Genomic DNA, 14879 nt, shown 5'->3' with positions numbered 1-14879 from the left:
TTTGCTATAACCATCTTATGTTAAATCAAACATGGGCTGAGTTTTTAGAAAGCGGCGTCGCAATGACCCTGTGTTGTTGCACTGCGGACCTTTTTCCAAAGGGAGCCCGATGTGTCGGTGCCGTTGTTGGTATCGATCGAAAGACAGTGACTTTTTATATTCAAAAGGACTCGGCCCATCGAGTTCTTCCCCTTATTCAAGAAACAAAAAAGATTGCGGTCGTGGCATCTTTGCCATCGACTTACAAAACCCTGCAGATTAAAGGAAACTACCTCTCCCACCGTGACGCCGATTCTCGCGATCGTATTATCCTGGAACGCTATCGCGAACTATTTATGGAGCAAACAGATCTTGCCGGAGTGCCTAACGATGCCATGCGCCGCATGGTCAGTTTTCCCGCCATAGCAATGGATCTCGAAATCACTCATCTGTTTTTAAGCACTCCGGGGCAACACGCTGGAGCTCCTCTGTAATGGCTCTTTCATCTTATAAAAATGCTTTTTTAGGAATCATCCCCTCAACCATCATGACGGTTTCTAAGGAGGGTATCCCTAACATAGCGTACTTAAGCCAGGTGCATTTACTAAATGATAAGCAAATTGCCCTGACGGCTCAGTTCTTTAACAAGACCAAAAGCAACCTAGTCGAGAATCCTCACTGCGCCATCCGAGTCTATGATCCCGATTCGTTTCTGGCCTATGAAATTCAGTCTAAGTACAGTCATACAGAAACCTCGGGCCCGGTGTTTGATCAAATGTCCAAGCGCCTGGCGGCCATTGCCGACCACTCCGGAAAATCCCATCTGTTCCATTTGCAGGCCATTGAGGTGCTCGACGTGATCAGTTATGAAGTCGTGCAGTGCGAATCTGTCTCCATGAGCGAACGACCGCTTGGGGTCGTCACCCGTACCGCCCAGATGAGCTTTGAGTCCCTTCAAAAAGTTTGCGAAAGAGTCAGCGAAGCGCAGAATCTGGAGGAGCTTTTCGACTCCATTCTGCAAGCCATGGATCTGGATTTTGGACTTCGCCATTCCATGATTCTGGTTCCACAAAGTGATTCCCGCCTTCTGACGATCGCCACAAGAGGCTACGATGAGTCCGGTGTCGGATCAGAAGTCCGCTTCGGCGAGGGCGTCATCGGGCGCGCGGCAGAACTGAAGGTGCCCTTTGTGCACGCCTCCCTGACACGCGAACTGCTTTATGTCAGATCCTCGGACAACGAAAGTCCCCTTTTAAATGTCATCCCTTTGCCGGGACTGAAGAATTCCCAGTGCCAGATGGCGGTGCCGATTGTTTTCCGAGGCGAACTTCTGGGCGTTTTGTTTGCGGAAAGCGAAAGGATTTTTGAGGTCCGCGACAGTGATGAGAGCATCCTTAAAACATTAAGTCATGTCCTGGCGCTAGCTATGAACAGCTTGCAAATAAGTCACGACTTCGACATCGCCAAGCCGTCCAGAGAAGCCAAACCTCCGCGTGTGCGAACGTCGGAGGAGAAATTAATTTTCAACTACTTCCACAAAGAGGACTGCATTCTTCTCAATGGCGAGTACCTGATTCGCAATGTGCCCGCCCGGATTCTTTGGAAGATTCTGAATATTTACAAAACACAGGGGAAAACTGAATTTACAAATCGCGAACTGCGACTGGATCCGTGGCTGCAGCTTCCGGAAGTCAAAGACAACCTGGAAACCCGCCTGATCCTGCTGCGCAAGCGTCTGGAAAAAAAGTGCTCAGAGGTCTCCATCGTCTCGTCTGGCCGGGGACGCTTCTGTCTTGCCGTCTCCGGGGATATCATATTAAAAGAAACTTAGTTTTTAGCTGACCAATCCCGAGACCTGCTTCAAAAGCTTGAAGACAAATTACTCAGCAATTGCAAACATCCTCGACAACATGGCTTTCTTGATCATTTTATGAAACTGGCGACCGAGCCAATTCTTTCTAGACTGGCGTGGCTCTTGCTCTTTTGTAGAATGTTGTCCAACCAAGGAAACTCCCATGTACAAAAAGCTTACTGCCTTCACATTCATTCTTTCAATGCTCGGCTGCAGCTATCCGATGAGTCTGGTCGGATTAGACCCTGACACTGCAGATTCCAACACGCCACAATGGGACACCGCCAGCGCGGACCCCAGCTTACAGGAGGCGGCGTTAAAGATTATCTCCACCAACTGCTCTTCCTGCCACGACAATGGTGCCAATGCTGGGGGAGTTTCCGACATCACCGACGTTAATCATCTTGTGTCTGCCCGTTTGCTGGTTCCACAAAGTCCCGATAAATCAAGACTCTTTACCGTCATCCAGTCCCAAGCCATGCCACCGGATCAGGCTTTGTCGGCCAATGACATAGAGACTCTGCGCCAGTGGATTCTGGCAAACAAAGCACAGACTCCAGTCGTGACTCCACCACCAGTCACCCCACCGGAAGTGACACCTCCGACAACAACGCCACCGACACCACCGGTGGCTGGACCGGAGCCCACGTTTAAATATATTTCGACTGAAATTCTTGGACCCAAGTGCGCGGGTTGCCACCGCCAAGGAAATGCCAAGGGAGGATATGCTTTTGACACCTACACCTCTGTTAAAAAGGCCGTGTCGCTGACTAAACCCACCAACAGCCCCGTGTATCGCGAGGCTCGTGATGGGTCGATGCCGCCTCGTCCGCGGCCTCAGCTGAGCTCCGCCGAATTGAATCTGATTCTTGATTGGATCGAGGCTGGAGCATTAAACAATTAGAAGTCTCAAGGTGAGATTTTTTTGACAGTGCTGTTGACCCCAGTGTGGTTCTTAAGTTCCGCATTGATCAGAACCAGGGAGCTTTGCACCAGTACCGCATCCTGGACTGAGCCACCCACAACAAATATGCGGCTTTGGGTGGATCGAATTTTTCTGATCTTTGAGAACCCACAAAGTACAAGGTCACTGTGAACCAATTGAGAATCATCGATCGCTGCGACCTCGTCCGCAGCCCGCAGAACCACGCGGCTGTGGACCAGAGAAAGTGAAGACACTTTTCCGACAATGGAGTCTAATTTTTCCTGCACCAAATGCATCGTCTGACTTTCACTGTATCCAGAAGCTCGTTCGCTGTCCTGGCAAAGCGCCACAATCTCGGCGATCTCACCTCCGCTCATTGCCGGAGGCTCTTTGTCTGGAGCCCCTGTCCCTGCTCCTGGCTGAGCATTATCAGAGTCTACCACCAGCTGTTCGGAAGGCATCACCACCTCGGAGGGAAGATCCAGAGACTCCCCCTGGAATTCAACTGCATTATGTCCGATTTTGGCGCAGTTCTGGAAAGAAACCACCATCAAACCACTTGCCACTATAAGCATCCAGCGACCTTTTAAAAGCAGCATTCGCCCTCCCCGCAATCAAACATAGCTTTACATACACTATGCAATATCGGTGCATCCCTTCTTTGAGTGAAGTCTAAAACAAGTTGGCTTTCATGTGTTTAACTTGGCTAAATCGCCCAGAAGTTCATCGTACTAAAATTGTATAACTATGATGCCTAAATATCAGCGCTGTAATGTCCGCTCACTTCGTTGCATGAAAGACGGTGTTTTTGTTTCAATAGAACACTGTGGCTCGGAACCAAGACAATGATTCCACAGAGTTGCGGTGACGCTTTGAATCTCTGACATCCTTGTATGTCAAAGAAGCAGACACCCGATATAATTTAAATCTGAGACTGATGGATCGAAACAAGATTTCTTGTGAAATAAAAGCGAATGCCCTCAAAAACTTGGCAGTTCTTGAGGGCTAAAAGGTCATTAACGAATCTATAACTAGCGTACGTTCACACAGTTGATAGCAATCTTCTCATTGCCTCTGACTGGAATGTGGTAATCGATTGTCCCGCTATAAATATCACTGGGTTTGTCAAGGTTACTGATTCTGATTTCAATGTTCCATGGATTATAGAAGAATACTGTCTCTTCACCCTCTTGAACGATGCTTGAAACTTTACCTCTCAAAATTACTTTGTCGGGATTGTTGTTTGCATTATCATTCATCACTAACATGACCGAGTTGTTTTCTTTGATCAGTTTAAATGCCTGCATCGGTGTTTTACAGCTGAGTGTACTGGCAAAAGAGGTCGTAACAGATAATAGCGTTGCCAGTGTTACGATATAGAATTTCATAGCCTTGCTTTCCTTTTTTTTAGGTTTACTTTTGACTCTGCATGCCCGAGTTGACTGTCCTCCAGCATCACAGAACCCTGTTTTCACACATTTCTAATGTCAATCTCGTCTGCCATTCTCGTACCAGTCCAAATTTCCATTTATTTTGAGCTGACGAAGGTCGTTTGTTTAAATAGTGGTCAGAACTAAGACCACTTGAGATGAGATATCGATAAGTTATCGCGTTTTTATCGAGATACAGCCTAAAGTGACAAATTTTGAAAGGAAGTGCTCAAATATTACCAAAAAGATCGCTTTTCCCTTCAGAAACTGGTGAGCCGACAGGGCGTGACTCTTCTATTTGGGAAATGGAACTCAAGGTTTTTAAAATCGCATCCGGACTTAAAGATATACTGTCGATCCCCTGCTCGACCAAGAAAGCCGCAAACTCTGGATAGTCACTTGGGGCCTGCCCACAAATTCCAATCTTGCGGCCCTTGGCCCGAGCCACACGGATCACATGCGAAATCATTTTTTTGACAGCAGGATTTCTTTCATCAAACGCAGATGCCACAAGCTCTGACTCCCGATCGACCCCCAAAATAAGCTGAGTCAGATCATTCGATCCGATGGAAAAACCATCAAAGATCTGCGCAAACTCTTCTGCCAACAGAACATTACTGGGGATCTCACACATCACATAAATCTCAAGCCCCTGATCCCCTTGGTGCAGCCCATTCAACTCAAGCTCAGCAATCACCTTTTTAGCTTCTTCCACTGTTCGACAAAAAGGGATCATCACCTTCACGTTACGTAGGCCCATGGTTTCGCGCACCAACCTTATTGCCGCACATTCCAGTGCAAAGCCCTTTCTGTACCTGGGGTCATAATAGCGGGAGGCTCCACGAAAACCGAGCATGGGATTTTCTTCCTTGGGTTCAAAAAAAGACCCACCCAGAAGGTTTGCATACTCATTGGTCTTAAAATCACTGAATCGAACAATGACGTCTTTGGGATAAAACGCCGCCGCGATCATCCCCACCCCTTCGGCAAGCTTGTCGACGAAAAAGTCAGATTTACTTCGGTAGCCGGCGGTCAGCCTGTGAATTTCAGACCGCAAGCTGTGATCCTGCAGTCGTTCATACTCGAGCAGTGCCAGGGGGTGAACGCGGATCTGGCTGCCAATAATAAACTCCAGCCGCGCCAAACCGACTCCGTCGTTGGGTAGCATCGACAGGCGAAGGGCTTCGTCGGGATTGGAAACATTCATCATGATCTTGGTCTGAGTTGCAGGAAGAACCTGCAGGTTTATCTGTTCAACTGAATACGGCAGGTGTCCTTCATAGACGTGTCCCTCCTCTCCCTCGGCACAGCTTACGGTCAGCTTCTGGCCGGTGGATATTTTAGAAGTCCCATCCAACGTTCCAATGACTGCGGGGACTCCCAGTTCACGACTGACGATGGCGGCATGGCAGGTCCTTCCCCCCCGATTCGTGACAATGGCCGAAACCTTTTTCATCGCAGGCTCCCAGTCGGGATCAGTTCGATCAGTTACCAGAATATCACCGGGCTGAACATCCCGCAGGTGAGAGATGTCTGCAATAATCCGGGCGACCCCATGAGCGATATTAGATCCGACACTTCGGCCTTTCACCAAAGGACTGCCGGGCCGGTCCAAGTGATAAATATCCAAAGTCTGCTGTTCTTTTTGGGAATGTACGGTTTCCGGGCGAGCCTGAACCACATACAGATCCCCTGTCACTCCGTCCTTGGCCCACTCGATGTCCATCGGCGTGTATCGCCCATATTTTTCCGAATAAAGTCTTTCAATTTTGCAGGCCCATTCGGCAAGAGTTAGTACATCAGCGTCGGACAATGAATAACGGATACGGTCCGTCTCCGCCACAGACAACTTTCTGACGCCACCCCCGCTACTTTCATAGATGATCTTGGTTTCTTTGCTCCCCAGAGTTCGTCGCAAAATAGGCCGATAGCCCTGCTGCAAAGTTGGCTTGAAAACCACGAACTCATCCGGATTGACAGCTCCCTGAACAACACTTTCCCCCAGACCCCAGGAAGAGTTGATCATCACAACATCCTTAAACCCCGTTTCCGTGTCGATGGAAAAGATCACGCCGGCAGCCCCAAGGTCCGACCGAACCATCAGCTGAACTCCTATGGAAAGAGCCACTTGAAAGTGATCGAACCCCTTTTCCGTGCGATATGAGATCGCCCGGTCTGTGAACAACGACGCGTAAGATTTTCTACAGGCCTGCAGAACAGATTCCTCCCCTTGTACATTCAAAAATGTTTCCTGCTGGCCAGCAAAACTGGATTCGGGAAGATCTTCCGAGGTAGCGCTGCTTCGAACTGCCACGGCCCGAGGTCGTTGCAGATTCTCCAACAGAAGTTTGTAATGCTGACGAATCACTTCAGCCAAATCCTGGGGAATTTCAGCCTGCAAGATCGCACTTCTGATCAGAGCGCCTTTCGTCTGAAGACTTGCGATATCGCTAACATCAAGGTCCTTCAGAAGATCATGAATTTTTCGATCCAGACCGTTGGATCTGATGAAATGTCGATAAGCCTCGGCAGTGATAGCAAAGCCCGTCGGAACACGAATGCCCTCCCCGGAAAGTTCGCGAATCATCTCACCGAGGGAGGCATTCTTGCCTCCGACACGGGGGACATCGCCAATACCGAGATCTTGAAACGAAACAATGTAGACACTGTCCTTTGCAATCATATCCGGCACCAGTCTACCGACTGACAAATTTAACAAAGTCGGTGTCAGTGATAATTCCCACCAAATGACTTCCTTCAACTACAGGCAGACAACTGATCTTATTATCCAGCAGTATCGTTCCCGCCTCTTGCAAGGTCATTTCGGGTGTTGCTGTTTCAGGTGTTTTGGTCATGATGCTAGAAACCCGCTGATGACTCCAGGACTTCTTCACGTCTTCCTCGGTGATCCAGGAACGATCCGTCAAAAAAACACACAGCAAATCGCGGTCTGAAATGACCCCTTGAATATCACCCCGCTTGTCCACGACGGGCAGATGTCTGATATTGTTTTCAAACATCAATTGACTGGCGACATCGAGGCCCTCTTCAGGCCGAATCGCCACAGGACTGTCCTGCATGACTTCGGCAACCAAAACAGCATTGAAAGATTTAACAGTACTTGAGGTCGCGGCTCTGGCTGTTTGCATCCGCCCTTGCGTAACCCGCTTCATATCCTCCATATCCTTTTGACAGGTCAGACAGTAACGAGCCTCAGGGATGGCCTCAAGGCGGGAAGCAGGAATTTTCTCTCCACAACTCTGGCAGATTCCAAAGGCGCCCCGCTCAAGCCTCTCGAGGGCGTTCTCAATTTCCTGAATGCCTTTAAGGTTCTTCTCAAGCAGAGAGTCCAAGGTTTCCGCCTCTTGCTCGGGCCCTGCCAGGTCCGCCGGGTGGATGCTTATTTTGGAGATGTCGCCCGCCTCTGCCAAAGACAAATCCTTTAGTGTGTGTTTTTTCAGAAAGTCCCCGGCCTGAAGAAAGCTGTCCCTTCGCTGCTTTAAACGGTTTTGCCAGTACAAAGTCTCATCGTTTGATAGCTCATGATTTTCAATTGCCATAAGTGACTGCCCCATCCTTTGAAAAGATTGTGGCAGCATTTGCCTAGAAATTCGCCAAGTCCTTTGACAAGAGAACTTCGATAAAGTCTGATCTTCTGCAAAAATCCCCGACAGCCCCACAAAGTCCAAAGTCTTATAATGAGACAACAGCTCATCCCAGTAGTTCAATTGTCTTTGCGAACGCAAAAAAAAGATGCGGCATTCAGGCCACCTTAAAAGGTGCCGAAACCTAGACTATGAAAAATCGCCAGTGGAAACTACTTCAGCAGTCCGATGGAAACACCCTGATCATGGTTCTGATGGGGCTCGGGCTGACGACCCTGATCGCTTTGAGTTTGGCTGATGTTTTCGCAGGCGCCTTTAAGACAAACAGATCCATAACCCAAGCAGTCGAAGCCGAGCAGATTACAAACTTAATTCAGTTGTCGATGTCAAAGAAGGAGGCCTGTGAACAAGCCTTGCTGCTGGATGCCGCTGGAAATCCGCTCCCCTCCCGCACGGTCACTGAGATCAAAGGTTCCTTCTCGTTGACGGATCTAAGAATTCCTCAGGCTAGTGGAGGAAGCGTATCTTTAGTTAAATCCCTGACGGACGCCGACTGTCAGCTGCCTCAGAATGCGGGGGCCTGCAACGGAACCGTCGTTTCTTCAATCGAAGTTCGACCTAAGAAAGATGCTGCAGGCAATGATATCTCTTCTATATCAAATGACTATCTGATTGGAGAAATTGCGGTTACATATCGCAAGACAGGAGCCGTCACGGGAGCCTCAACCCTTACTCGTGTCATCCCAATCGGCTTCAACATAGACCCCGCCACACAAAAAATCATTTCTTGCCAGGCCGGCGGTGGATCTACAACTGTGCAAGTTCCGGGGACCAATCAGCCGACCAACTCCAATCCCAAACGTCGATGTGCAGCTGCCATCTACGCCGATCGCCCTTGGGCGAAAGAAAGAATATATTGTAAAACGCGCTGGGGTGGCGTCGCGGTGCTTTCTTGGGCTGGTGATAATTTAAAGGGACTGTCTAATTCGATTGCCTACTCTTCTCCGCATGGGGATAAGCCTATGACTATCATTTACGATTCCTCAAGCGGGGCTTTTCGGGATGCTCAGTGGGCTGATGATGGGGACGCCGAATCCTGCGTTGGAAAAAACTTAAAACAAGTCGCGGTGGATGCAGAAAATCAGTGTGTGGATTAAATGAGCCCCACAGAACGAGTCCAAGATCCACATTTATGCGTGTGGGCCCGTATTTCATCCGACAATCCTGTTAAAATACGCAAACCCCTTTCTGGTCGCCGGGAGCTGGGTTGAATATTCTAAAAAAGAAGACTTGGAGCCGCTGACTTCACCCAATTTGGAAGGGGGATTTTATGGCACACATTCTCATCGTTTACGAGTCGAAATACGGTCAGACAGAAAAAATCTCTCGCTTCATTGCGGATAAAATAAACTCTCGTGGACACAGCGTGGACCTTCTGGAGGCTCATGCCAAAAGCACAGACCTGTCGCCCTATCAAACCGTCATTGTTGGGGGCCCCGTCTATGCCAATGGCTATCCTCGGGCTTTAAGCAAATGGGTAAAACATCATTCAGATGCTTTAAACATCAAACCAACGGCGTTCTTTTCAGTTTGTTTGGGGGTTATGCAGAAGGACCAGACAGTCCAAAGAAGTGAAGCCAAAATCGTGCAAGGGTTCTTTCGCAAAACAAATTGGCTGCCAAAGAAGTGGGTGATCTTTGCCGGAGCTCTAAATTATTCGCGCTACGGATGGTTCACAAAAAGAATCATGCACAACATCGCGAAGCGAGCGGGCGCTGACACGGATTGGACCCGGGACTATGAATACACTGATTGGAAGGAAGTATCCCAATTTGCCGACGATGTTCTCGCGGTACAAAATGAGGAACCCGTGAATATGAACCTCGTCTTTTAGGACAGGAAGTTCCATGTCTGGAGCCTCTAGTACCTAAAGTAGTCTTCAATCAGAGGATACTTTTTATGATTCAATCGTTTTTCCTTTTTGAAAGCAGACTCAACCTTAGGCAAAATCATCTGATACTTTTTATTTAGACGAAAGTATAAAGGGTTCGCCACGGAAATACCCTTGTTAAACTTCAAACTTGAGTAACGACTGTCCTTTTTCAGACTATCAAAAACGCGTCCCTCTAAAATAGCATAGTCCGCTCGTTTCGAGATGACCATGTCCAGAGCTCGCTCCATCGATGGTACTCCCACCAACTGTAATTCCAGCTCTTTAATAAACTTCTCAACCCCACCTACATTTAAAGGTATCACACCTTTCATATTGCGGATCTTTTGTCTATCAATCTCTTTTCCGTCTAAATGTACAACACCATAGAGAGAAATAAGTATGGGCTCTGATGTCTCAATGAGATTCTCATACTCCCCTTGGACAAGATGACTGCGAACCAGTTCTCCATCCAGAAGGCCTTGATTTGCCATCAGAGCTCCTCGAGCCAAAGGCAATGACACGTATTCCACTTGTATATTCAATTGTTTTAACGCCTCTTGAGCATAATTCATTGTCTCAATATACGGGGGCGAATTATGAAGTTCGTCATGCGTGGCAATTTTTAGCGTAAGCCCAGAGACAACGACGCCCTGATTTAAATCGAAAGCAAAAATAAGATAAAAAAGACCTTTTTTGTTTATCATAGAGCACCACAGTCATCGTACTCCCCGCTCATCCCATTACCAATAAAAAGTATCGTTACGCTGTGACCACGCTTGTTGCTGTCAAAGAACACCTGGTCAGAACAAGAGGACGCATTACATACTTTGTACAAGTACTGTGCTTCGACGTACGAAAACAAATCATAATAAAAACATTCGTACCCATAAAGGAGTTCAAGATGCCCCACTATGTCGATGGATTTGTAATTCCCATGCTCAAAACCAGTGTCCCAGCCTATAAGAGAATCGCCACGAAAGCCGGAAAAATCTGGTTGGAATATGGCGCACTTCAATACGTGGAGTGTGTGGGCGATGATCTTGTCAAAAATTTTGGCCTTCCCTTTCCAAAGCTTGCGAAACTTAGGCCCGGTGAAACTGTGGTGTTTTCGTGGATTGTGTATAAATCCAAAGCCCATCGCGATCAGGTGAACAAGAAAGTCATGGCTGATCCCCGTCTTGCCAAGATGGGACCTGAAATGATGCCGTTTGACGTAAAGAAAATGTCCTATGGCGGATTTAGAACAATTGTGAATCTTTAGGAGACCTACGACTCTTCTGGGTTCATCTTTTCAGGAACGCGCCTATGGGGCCTGCACTTCGGTGTTCTTGAAAGAACTTTTCTGCAAAAGCAGGAAACTCTTTTGTCTCAAAATAATCTCTTTTAAATGTCGATACTTTCTTTTCTGCAATAAATCTAAACGCGAATCGTTGAATCAAATCACATTCAGGACAATTCACCACTTTTGTCTTTAGCCCGAATGGGCGAGTTCCGACTAGTTATGGGTCCTTACAACAATTCAGGAGGAAGAATGAGTTATCTACGATTGGCACTGGCAGCAATGGTATTTAGCGGGTTGGTCAGTTGCGCGGAGAAGATCGACGAACCCGTCAAAGTGGTTGGCAGTCCTCTGCCTGTGGTCGATGTTAAATGCGGCGAAAGCTCCTGCCTTTAGGATGAGGTGTCTATGAGAAAGTTAGCTTTTCTAAGTCTGGCAGCCTTGTCTTTGCCAATAACTTTATCGATGAAGTCAGATTTTTCCGGGTACTCTGTCGCCGGCCGTTTGCGTGCAACTGAAAACAGCGTATTACAGGTGCAAAAGGCTATGGCTGCAACCGTGCTGGATCCAAGTACTATGAATCTGGGAACTGTTGGTGGTCGTGCTGATTTCATCCGCTTCCTATATTTTATGGTGGTGGGCCCGACGGCGGATTACTCCATTCCGAATGGGCCGGGACCTGAAGGGCTCGTTGGAGTGATCAAACAGCTCATGGGATCTCAGGGAATTGGCGGGGCCCTTTATCAGATGGGGTACACTGATTGCGCTTCTATTCCGAGCAGTGGCTCCACCTCAGCCACAGAGGGGGCCGAGACCTTCACCATTAGCTTCGGCACTCCTGGCAAATCCATTCCGGCCCACCATGGTTCACATGGGGGTGGAAGCTACAGCAAGTCCGTGAGTATCGCCGTGAATTCCGTGCCGATGCTAAAAACAGAGTTCAACTGCGAAAGCGCGGGGTTCAGTTCCGGCTACGTGCGCTTGACGGCGGCGGAGGAAGATGGAGCCCGCGACATGGAACTCTATTTCCTGCGGGATACAACGGCGCAAGATGGGTTCCTTGATTTTTATATGAGTTATACAGGCAGCACTTACACTGAAAAAGCGGCGGTCCAGTTCAAGACCCAGGATGAGACCAACTATGATCTCTTCCTGTTCAGAAACCAGGATAACAGTGCCGGCAATGATGAAGGCTCCGCCTTCGGTTTGCAGGGAAATGCCTCTACAGGGCTGGTCAAGGTCCACTATATCTTTGATCAGGGTGACGCCACTCTGGACAACACTACGGCTATTGCCTCTGGTAGCAGTGAGTGTATCAGTCTTGCCACCAACAACACGAGTGCTGGGTGTGGTAACATCGCTGCGCCAAACAACGTGACCCTAGGAGCATCGTTTACCTGGACAATTGACTCTTTGGCAGATCTGACGCTGAGTTCATTCTAGGCAAGAAAATATTATTTATAACCAAACCCGCGACCTTCAATTGGTCGCGGGTCTTATGGACGATTGACGATTACAAACCGACTGAACTCAACAGCGAACAAACTACCGATCCTGTGAATTTTTTGCGGAAAGCTCCGCTTGGATGGCATCCACCTTGGCTCTCATACTGTCGTAATGAGACCCTTCCCAATAAATTTTTTGACATATGGGGCAGAGATAGAACTTTTCAAAAATCCTTAGAGTCTTGTCGTCGACTCTCCCCTGAAGTTGTGCTTTGGCAACCTCTTCAATCAAAGAGTTGCACAGAAAGCATCGTGTGAAGGGATCTATGACTTCCCGAAGTGAGAGAGCGTTGAGAACTTCAGCAAGTTGGTCTTGTGGGCGGGAACTCTGCACAAGGTAGCACGGCACAGAGGTGCATCTTTCGAAGAGACCTTTATCTTTTGTCAAGATTGTCCTCTGTGTTACGCGAGCCAAGGCGATGAGGTCCTCATCGGTGCTGCCTGGAGCTGTCATCGAGTCAAGCCCCATCATTCTTAAGCGCCGAACCAAGCCTAAAAGATTTTCATCGATCAGAAAGCGTTTTTTGAAATCTTCATTCATCCCTTTATATTAGCTAGGACCGTGGCATTTTAAAGTCTTAGCTGTTCCAAAACATGGTATTCGCAAGTGGGATTTGCGGCAAAATTTGCAGCGTGAGGCGCATGGTCGTTTAGCTAGAATTAACTCGCCTGCCTCATGGCAGCCGGCTGTCGAAGATGACTCTTTAGATCTTTCTTTAAAGAAATAAAAAGCTTTTCTTCCAGATTATCAACAAGCGTATGAAGCTTCTTTTCATGCAATCCAAACCGCTTACGAGCGGGATCGATCATGACACTGACGAACAAACTGCACACCGTCAACAACGCCCCGACCGCAAAAGTTGCCAGCACGATCTGTGTGTTGGTTGGTGCCGGAGGAAACACTCCGTAAAAGACTGAACCCACCTTTTCACCCAGGAAAAAATTCGAAGACGCTTGTTCCCGCGCCATCTTACGGGCAAACCGACTGCCCAACCCCATAATCCCCAGGGACTTGTCCCCAAAATAGATCCACCCTACAGCCACTGTCAAAAGAGAGCTGCAGATATCACTGATCATGGCCTGACTGGAAGTGTACTTTTCTACCTCTTTAAGCACTTCATTTCGGATCCTACGCAGATCCAACTGCACCGATCCTGAGGCCACCATCGGCCCTAACAGTGGATCCTTATGAATATAGTCCATCAGAATCCCTTCACCAATCAGCTCCGTGGCGATCAGCTTTTCGATGTCTTTTTGATAGCCCGTTTTAAAGCTGGCAGGAAGGATATCCATAATCGGATTCAATACCGGCCAACCCAGTTTGTCTGTGGTTTCAACGGTCTTCTTGATCAACAAATAAGGAATCGACCACAGGGCATTGACCGGACTCAGAACAAGATCCAGAGGCAAGTGCCTTTTCTGTATCTGCAACGTTTCAGAAACAGTGAAGTGTTTTTCAATAAAAGGGGAAATGTTCTGCTTTCGGTCTGCGGTGAATTTTTCAATACAGTCATCAATAGCACACAGAACTGGTGCCGCTCTTTGATCCATGAGAAATCTCCTGCAACCATTTTGACAAAATTTTCTATGAAGCGGGATTAAATCTCTCAGTGACGGGCACACATTCATGCGATTCTCGCTTTAAAACATTCGGCCTCAGCGGCAAAGATCAAAATTATGTCGAGCTTTAAGGCAGGTCCTCCTGAAGACCCAGCACATAGAATCGGACCAAAAGTCAGATCACGTGTAAGGCCCTACATGGGCCCTTGTCTAATTCTTGGACAGGGAGTGCCTCCTATTCTCACAGCTAAAGCCTCCCCACCTCGGCACAAGGTTCGCTGTTAAGGTCTGCGAACTTTAATTACAGGGAGTAAATCCATGAAGAAACTGATCGTTCTGGCACTTATTTTTTCCGCGACCTCGTCTTGGGCGGCGGCCACTGATTGCAGTCAACTGCCCGCTGCTGGCGCTATCAACAAAGAGATCCAACTGGCTGATGGTTCTGTCGCTGTTTTCCAGGCCACGCTGGAGATCCGCTCAACCCCGGCCTACGGTGATGAATCCAAAGTCGTGACGGCTCATACTTATCGTCAACCTCAAATCATTGTGAACGGTAAAAGTCTTGTCATGACCAAAAATGCCTCAACCGCGATTGCCCAGCTGTTAGGTTACGAAGGCCAGGAACTGGGTGTGCTGAAACAAAACAGACGCCTCTTTGGTGAAAAGGCCCTGCTGGATGTCCAGAATGGGTCCTTCGTTCTTCGCCCCGCAGAATCTGGAGAAGTTTATCAGGACCGCGAGGGTTACGTTATCTTCTTCCACCCTCAGTGCGCTGACTGGAGATATTAAAATTTGGACGGGCCCACAGATG

At 48.2% G+C, this 14879-nt stretch carries 16 protein-coding genes; 9 read left to right on the top strand and 7 right to left on the bottom strand.

Features of this window, described 5'->3' with window-relative positions:
- Positions 1–17 precede the first annotated feature (17 nt).
- The 3 genes from ACZ5ZZ_RS05835 to ACZ5ZZ_RS05825 all read left to right on the top strand — a co-directional run bounded on the left by ACZ5ZZ_RS05835 (position 18) and on the right by ACZ5ZZ_RS05825 (position 2735).
- Positions 18–473, top strand: coding sequence for a pyridoxamine 5'-phosphate oxidase family protein (locus ACZ5ZZ_RS05835; protein ID WP_464134280.1), 456 nt, complete (start codon positions 18–20; stop codon positions 471–473).
- Entirely contained in the window at positions 473–1810 is a 1338-nt protein-coding gene (locus tag ACZ5ZZ_RS05830; RefSeq protein ID WP_464141685.1) for a GAF domain-containing protein, read from the top strand. The genes ACZ5ZZ_RS05835 and ACZ5ZZ_RS05830 overlap by 1 nt, the downstream gene beginning before the upstream one ends.
- 184 nt (positions 1811–1994) lie before the next feature.
- The gene (locus ACZ5ZZ_RS05825; RefSeq protein WP_464141683.1) at positions 1995–2735 is read left to right on the top strand and encodes a c-type cytochrome domain-containing protein; all 741 of its coding nucleotides are present in this window, start codon (positions 1995–1997) and stop codon (positions 2733–2735) included.
- 5 nt (positions 2736–2740) lie between these two features.
- Here ACZ5ZZ_RS05825 and ACZ5ZZ_RS05820 read toward each other — a convergent pair whose 3' ends face one another.
- From ACZ5ZZ_RS05820 to ACZ5ZZ_RS05805, 4 genes are all read right to left on the bottom strand, one after another.
- A complete protein-coding gene (locus ACZ5ZZ_RS05820) occupies positions 2741–3355 on the bottom strand; it encodes a hypothetical protein (RefSeq protein ID WP_464141681.1) in 615 nt (204 codons plus the stop codon).
- Positions 3356–3787: 432 nt separating this feature from the next.
- The gene (locus tag ACZ5ZZ_RS05815) at positions 3788–4144 is read right to left on the bottom strand and encodes a hypothetical protein (RefSeq protein WP_464117588.1); all 357 of its coding nucleotides are present in this window, start codon (positions 4142–4144) and stop codon (positions 3788–3790) included.
- Positions 4145–4415: 271 nt separating this feature from the next.
- On the bottom strand, positions 4416–6869 hold the full coding sequence (gene ppsA, locus ACZ5ZZ_RS05810) for a phosphoenolpyruvate synthase (RefSeq protein WP_464142369.1): 2454 nt from the start codon (positions 6867–6869) through the stop codon (positions 4416–4418).
- A gap of 13 nt (positions 6870–6882) precedes the next feature.
- Positions 6883–7746: a CBS domain-containing protein gene (locus tag ACZ5ZZ_RS05805; RefSeq protein ID WP_464141679.1), complete on the bottom strand. Its 864-nt coding sequence runs from the start codon at positions 7744–7746 to the stop codon at positions 6883–6885.
- Positions 7747–7982: 236 nt separating this feature from the next.
- Here ACZ5ZZ_RS05805 and ACZ5ZZ_RS05800 point away from each other — a divergent pair, with 236 nt between their 5' ends.
- Entirely contained in the window at positions 7983–8948 is a 966-nt protein-coding gene (locus ACZ5ZZ_RS05800) for a hypothetical protein (RefSeq protein ID WP_464141677.1), read from the top strand.
- A gap of 173 nt (positions 8949–9121) precedes the next feature.
- On the top strand, positions 9122–9685 hold the full coding sequence (locus ACZ5ZZ_RS05795; RefSeq protein ID WP_464141675.1) for a flavodoxin domain-containing protein: 564 nt from the start codon (positions 9122–9124) through the stop codon (positions 9683–9685).
- Positions 9686–9711: 26 nt separating this feature from the next.
- Here ACZ5ZZ_RS05795 and ACZ5ZZ_RS05790 read toward each other — a convergent pair whose 3' ends face one another.
- Positions 9712–10428 carry a hypothetical protein gene (locus ACZ5ZZ_RS05790; RefSeq protein ID WP_464117592.1) on the bottom strand — a complete coding sequence of 239 codons (717 nt, stop codon included), beginning with the start codon at positions 10426–10428 and terminating at the stop codon, positions 9712–9714.
- Positions 10429–10625: 197 nt separating this feature from the next.
- Here ACZ5ZZ_RS05790 and ACZ5ZZ_RS05785 point away from each other — a divergent pair, with 197 nt between their 5' ends.
- From ACZ5ZZ_RS05785 to ACZ5ZZ_RS05775, 3 genes are all read left to right on the top strand, one after another.
- Positions 10626–10985 carry a DUF1428 domain-containing protein gene (locus ACZ5ZZ_RS05785; protein ID WP_464141674.1) on the top strand — a complete coding sequence of 120 codons (360 nt, stop codon included), beginning with the start codon at positions 10626–10628 and terminating at the stop codon, positions 10983–10985.
- A 270-nt stretch (positions 10986–11255) separates the two neighbouring features.
- Positions 11256–11399 (top strand): hypothetical protein, encoded by a 144-nt coding sequence (locus ACZ5ZZ_RS05780; protein ID WP_464141672.1) that lies wholly within the window; start codon positions 11256–11258, stop codon positions 11397–11399.
- A gap of 12 nt (positions 11400–11411) precedes the next feature.
- Positions 11412–12446 carry a hypothetical protein gene (locus tag ACZ5ZZ_RS05775; RefSeq protein ID WP_464134262.1) on the top strand — a complete coding sequence of 345 codons (1035 nt, stop codon included), beginning with the start codon at positions 11412–11414 and terminating at the stop codon, positions 12444–12446.
- A gap of 102 nt (positions 12447–12548) precedes the next feature.
- Here the strand turns inward: ACZ5ZZ_RS05775 and ACZ5ZZ_RS05770 are convergent, their stop codons facing one another.
- Together ACZ5ZZ_RS05770 and ACZ5ZZ_RS05765 are read right to left on the bottom strand one after the other, a co-directional pair.
- Complete coding sequence (locus ACZ5ZZ_RS05770; protein ID WP_464134260.1) at positions 12549–13049, bottom strand: Mut7-C RNAse domain-containing protein; 501 nt, start codon at positions 13047–13049, stop codon at positions 12549–12551.
- A gap of 119 nt (positions 13050–13168) precedes the next feature.
- Positions 13169–14059, bottom strand: a complete 891-nt coding sequence (locus ACZ5ZZ_RS05765; RefSeq protein WP_464141671.1) for a DUF6635 family protein — start codon at positions 14057–14059, stop codon at positions 13169–13171.
- 327 nt (positions 14060–14386) lie between these two features.
- Between ACZ5ZZ_RS05765 and ACZ5ZZ_RS05760 the strand changes: the two genes are divergently transcribed.
- Positions 14387–14857 (top strand): hypothetical protein, encoded by a 471-nt coding sequence (locus ACZ5ZZ_RS05760; RefSeq protein ID WP_464141669.1) that lies wholly within the window; start codon positions 14387–14389, stop codon positions 14855–14857.
- Positions 14858–14879 lie beyond the last annotated feature (22 nt).

It is taken from the genome of Bdellovibrio sp. HM001 (assembly GCF_055397275.1).
The sequence above is the reverse complement of the archived record's forward strand: the minus strand, read 5'-3'. Positions and strand labels throughout refer to the sequence as shown.

What these genes read in the sequence shown, in the direction of transcription:
- ppsA (WP_464142369.1), bottom strand. Translation starts at nt 6,869, where the DNA reads ATGATTGCAAAGGACAGTGTCTACATTGTTTCGTTTCAAGATCTCGGT.
- ACZ5ZZ_RS05770 (WP_464134260.1), bottom strand. Translation starts at nt 13,049, where the DNA reads ATGAATGAAGATTTCAAAAAACGCTTTCTGATCGATGAAAATCTTTTA.
- ACZ5ZZ_RS05775 (WP_464134262.1), top strand. Translation starts at nt 11,412, where the DNA reads ATGAGAAAGTTAGCTTTTCTAAGTCTGGCAGCCTTGTCTTTGCCAATA.
- ACZ5ZZ_RS05805 (WP_464141679.1), bottom strand. Translation starts at nt 7,746, where the DNA reads ATGGCAATTGAAAATCATGAGCTATCAAACGATGAGACTTTGTACTGG.
- ACZ5ZZ_RS05790 (WP_464117592.1), bottom strand. Translation starts at nt 10,428, where the DNA reads ATGATAAACAAAAAAGGTCTTTTTTATCTTATTTTTGCTTTCGATTTA.
- ACZ5ZZ_RS05825 (WP_464141683.1), top strand. Translation starts at nt 1,995, where the DNA reads ATGTACAAAAAGCTTACTGCCTTCACATTCATTCTTTCAATGCTCGGC.
- ACZ5ZZ_RS05795 (WP_464141675.1), top strand. Translation starts at nt 9,122, where the DNA reads ATGGCACACATTCTCATCGTTTACGAGTCGAAATACGGTCAGACAGAA.
- ACZ5ZZ_RS05780 (WP_464141672.1), top strand. Translation starts at nt 11,256, where the DNA reads ATGAGTTATCTACGATTGGCACTGGCAGCAATGGTATTTAGCGGGTTG.
- ACZ5ZZ_RS05815 (WP_464117588.1), bottom strand. Translation starts at nt 4,144, where the DNA reads ATGAAATTCTATATCGTAACACTGGCAACGCTATTATCTGTTACGACC.
- ACZ5ZZ_RS05760 (WP_464141669.1), top strand. Translation starts at nt 14,387, where the DNA reads ATGAAGAAACTGATCGTTCTGGCACTTATTTTTTCCGCGACCTCGTCT.
- ACZ5ZZ_RS05800 (WP_464141677.1), top strand. Translation starts at nt 7,983, where the DNA reads ATGAAAAATCGCCAGTGGAAACTACTTCAGCAGTCCGATGGAAACACC.
- ACZ5ZZ_RS05765 (WP_464141671.1), bottom strand. Translation starts at nt 14,059, where the DNA reads ATGGATCAAAGAGCGGCACCAGTTCTGTGTGCTATTGATGACTGTATT.
- ACZ5ZZ_RS05835 (WP_464134280.1), top strand. Translation starts at nt 18, where the DNA reads ATGTTAAATCAAACATGGGCTGAGTTTTTAGAAAGCGGCGTCGCAATG.
- ACZ5ZZ_RS05785 (WP_464141674.1), top strand. Translation starts at nt 10,626, where the DNA reads ATGCCCCACTATGTCGATGGATTTGTAATTCCCATGCTCAAAACCAGT.
- ACZ5ZZ_RS05830 (WP_464141685.1), top strand. Translation starts at nt 473, where the DNA reads ATGGCTCTTTCATCTTATAAAAATGCTTTTTTAGGAATCATCCCCTCA.
- ACZ5ZZ_RS05820 (WP_464141681.1), bottom strand. Translation starts at nt 3,355, where the DNA reads ATGCTGCTTTTAAAAGGTCGCTGGATGCTTATAGTGGCAAGTGGTTTG.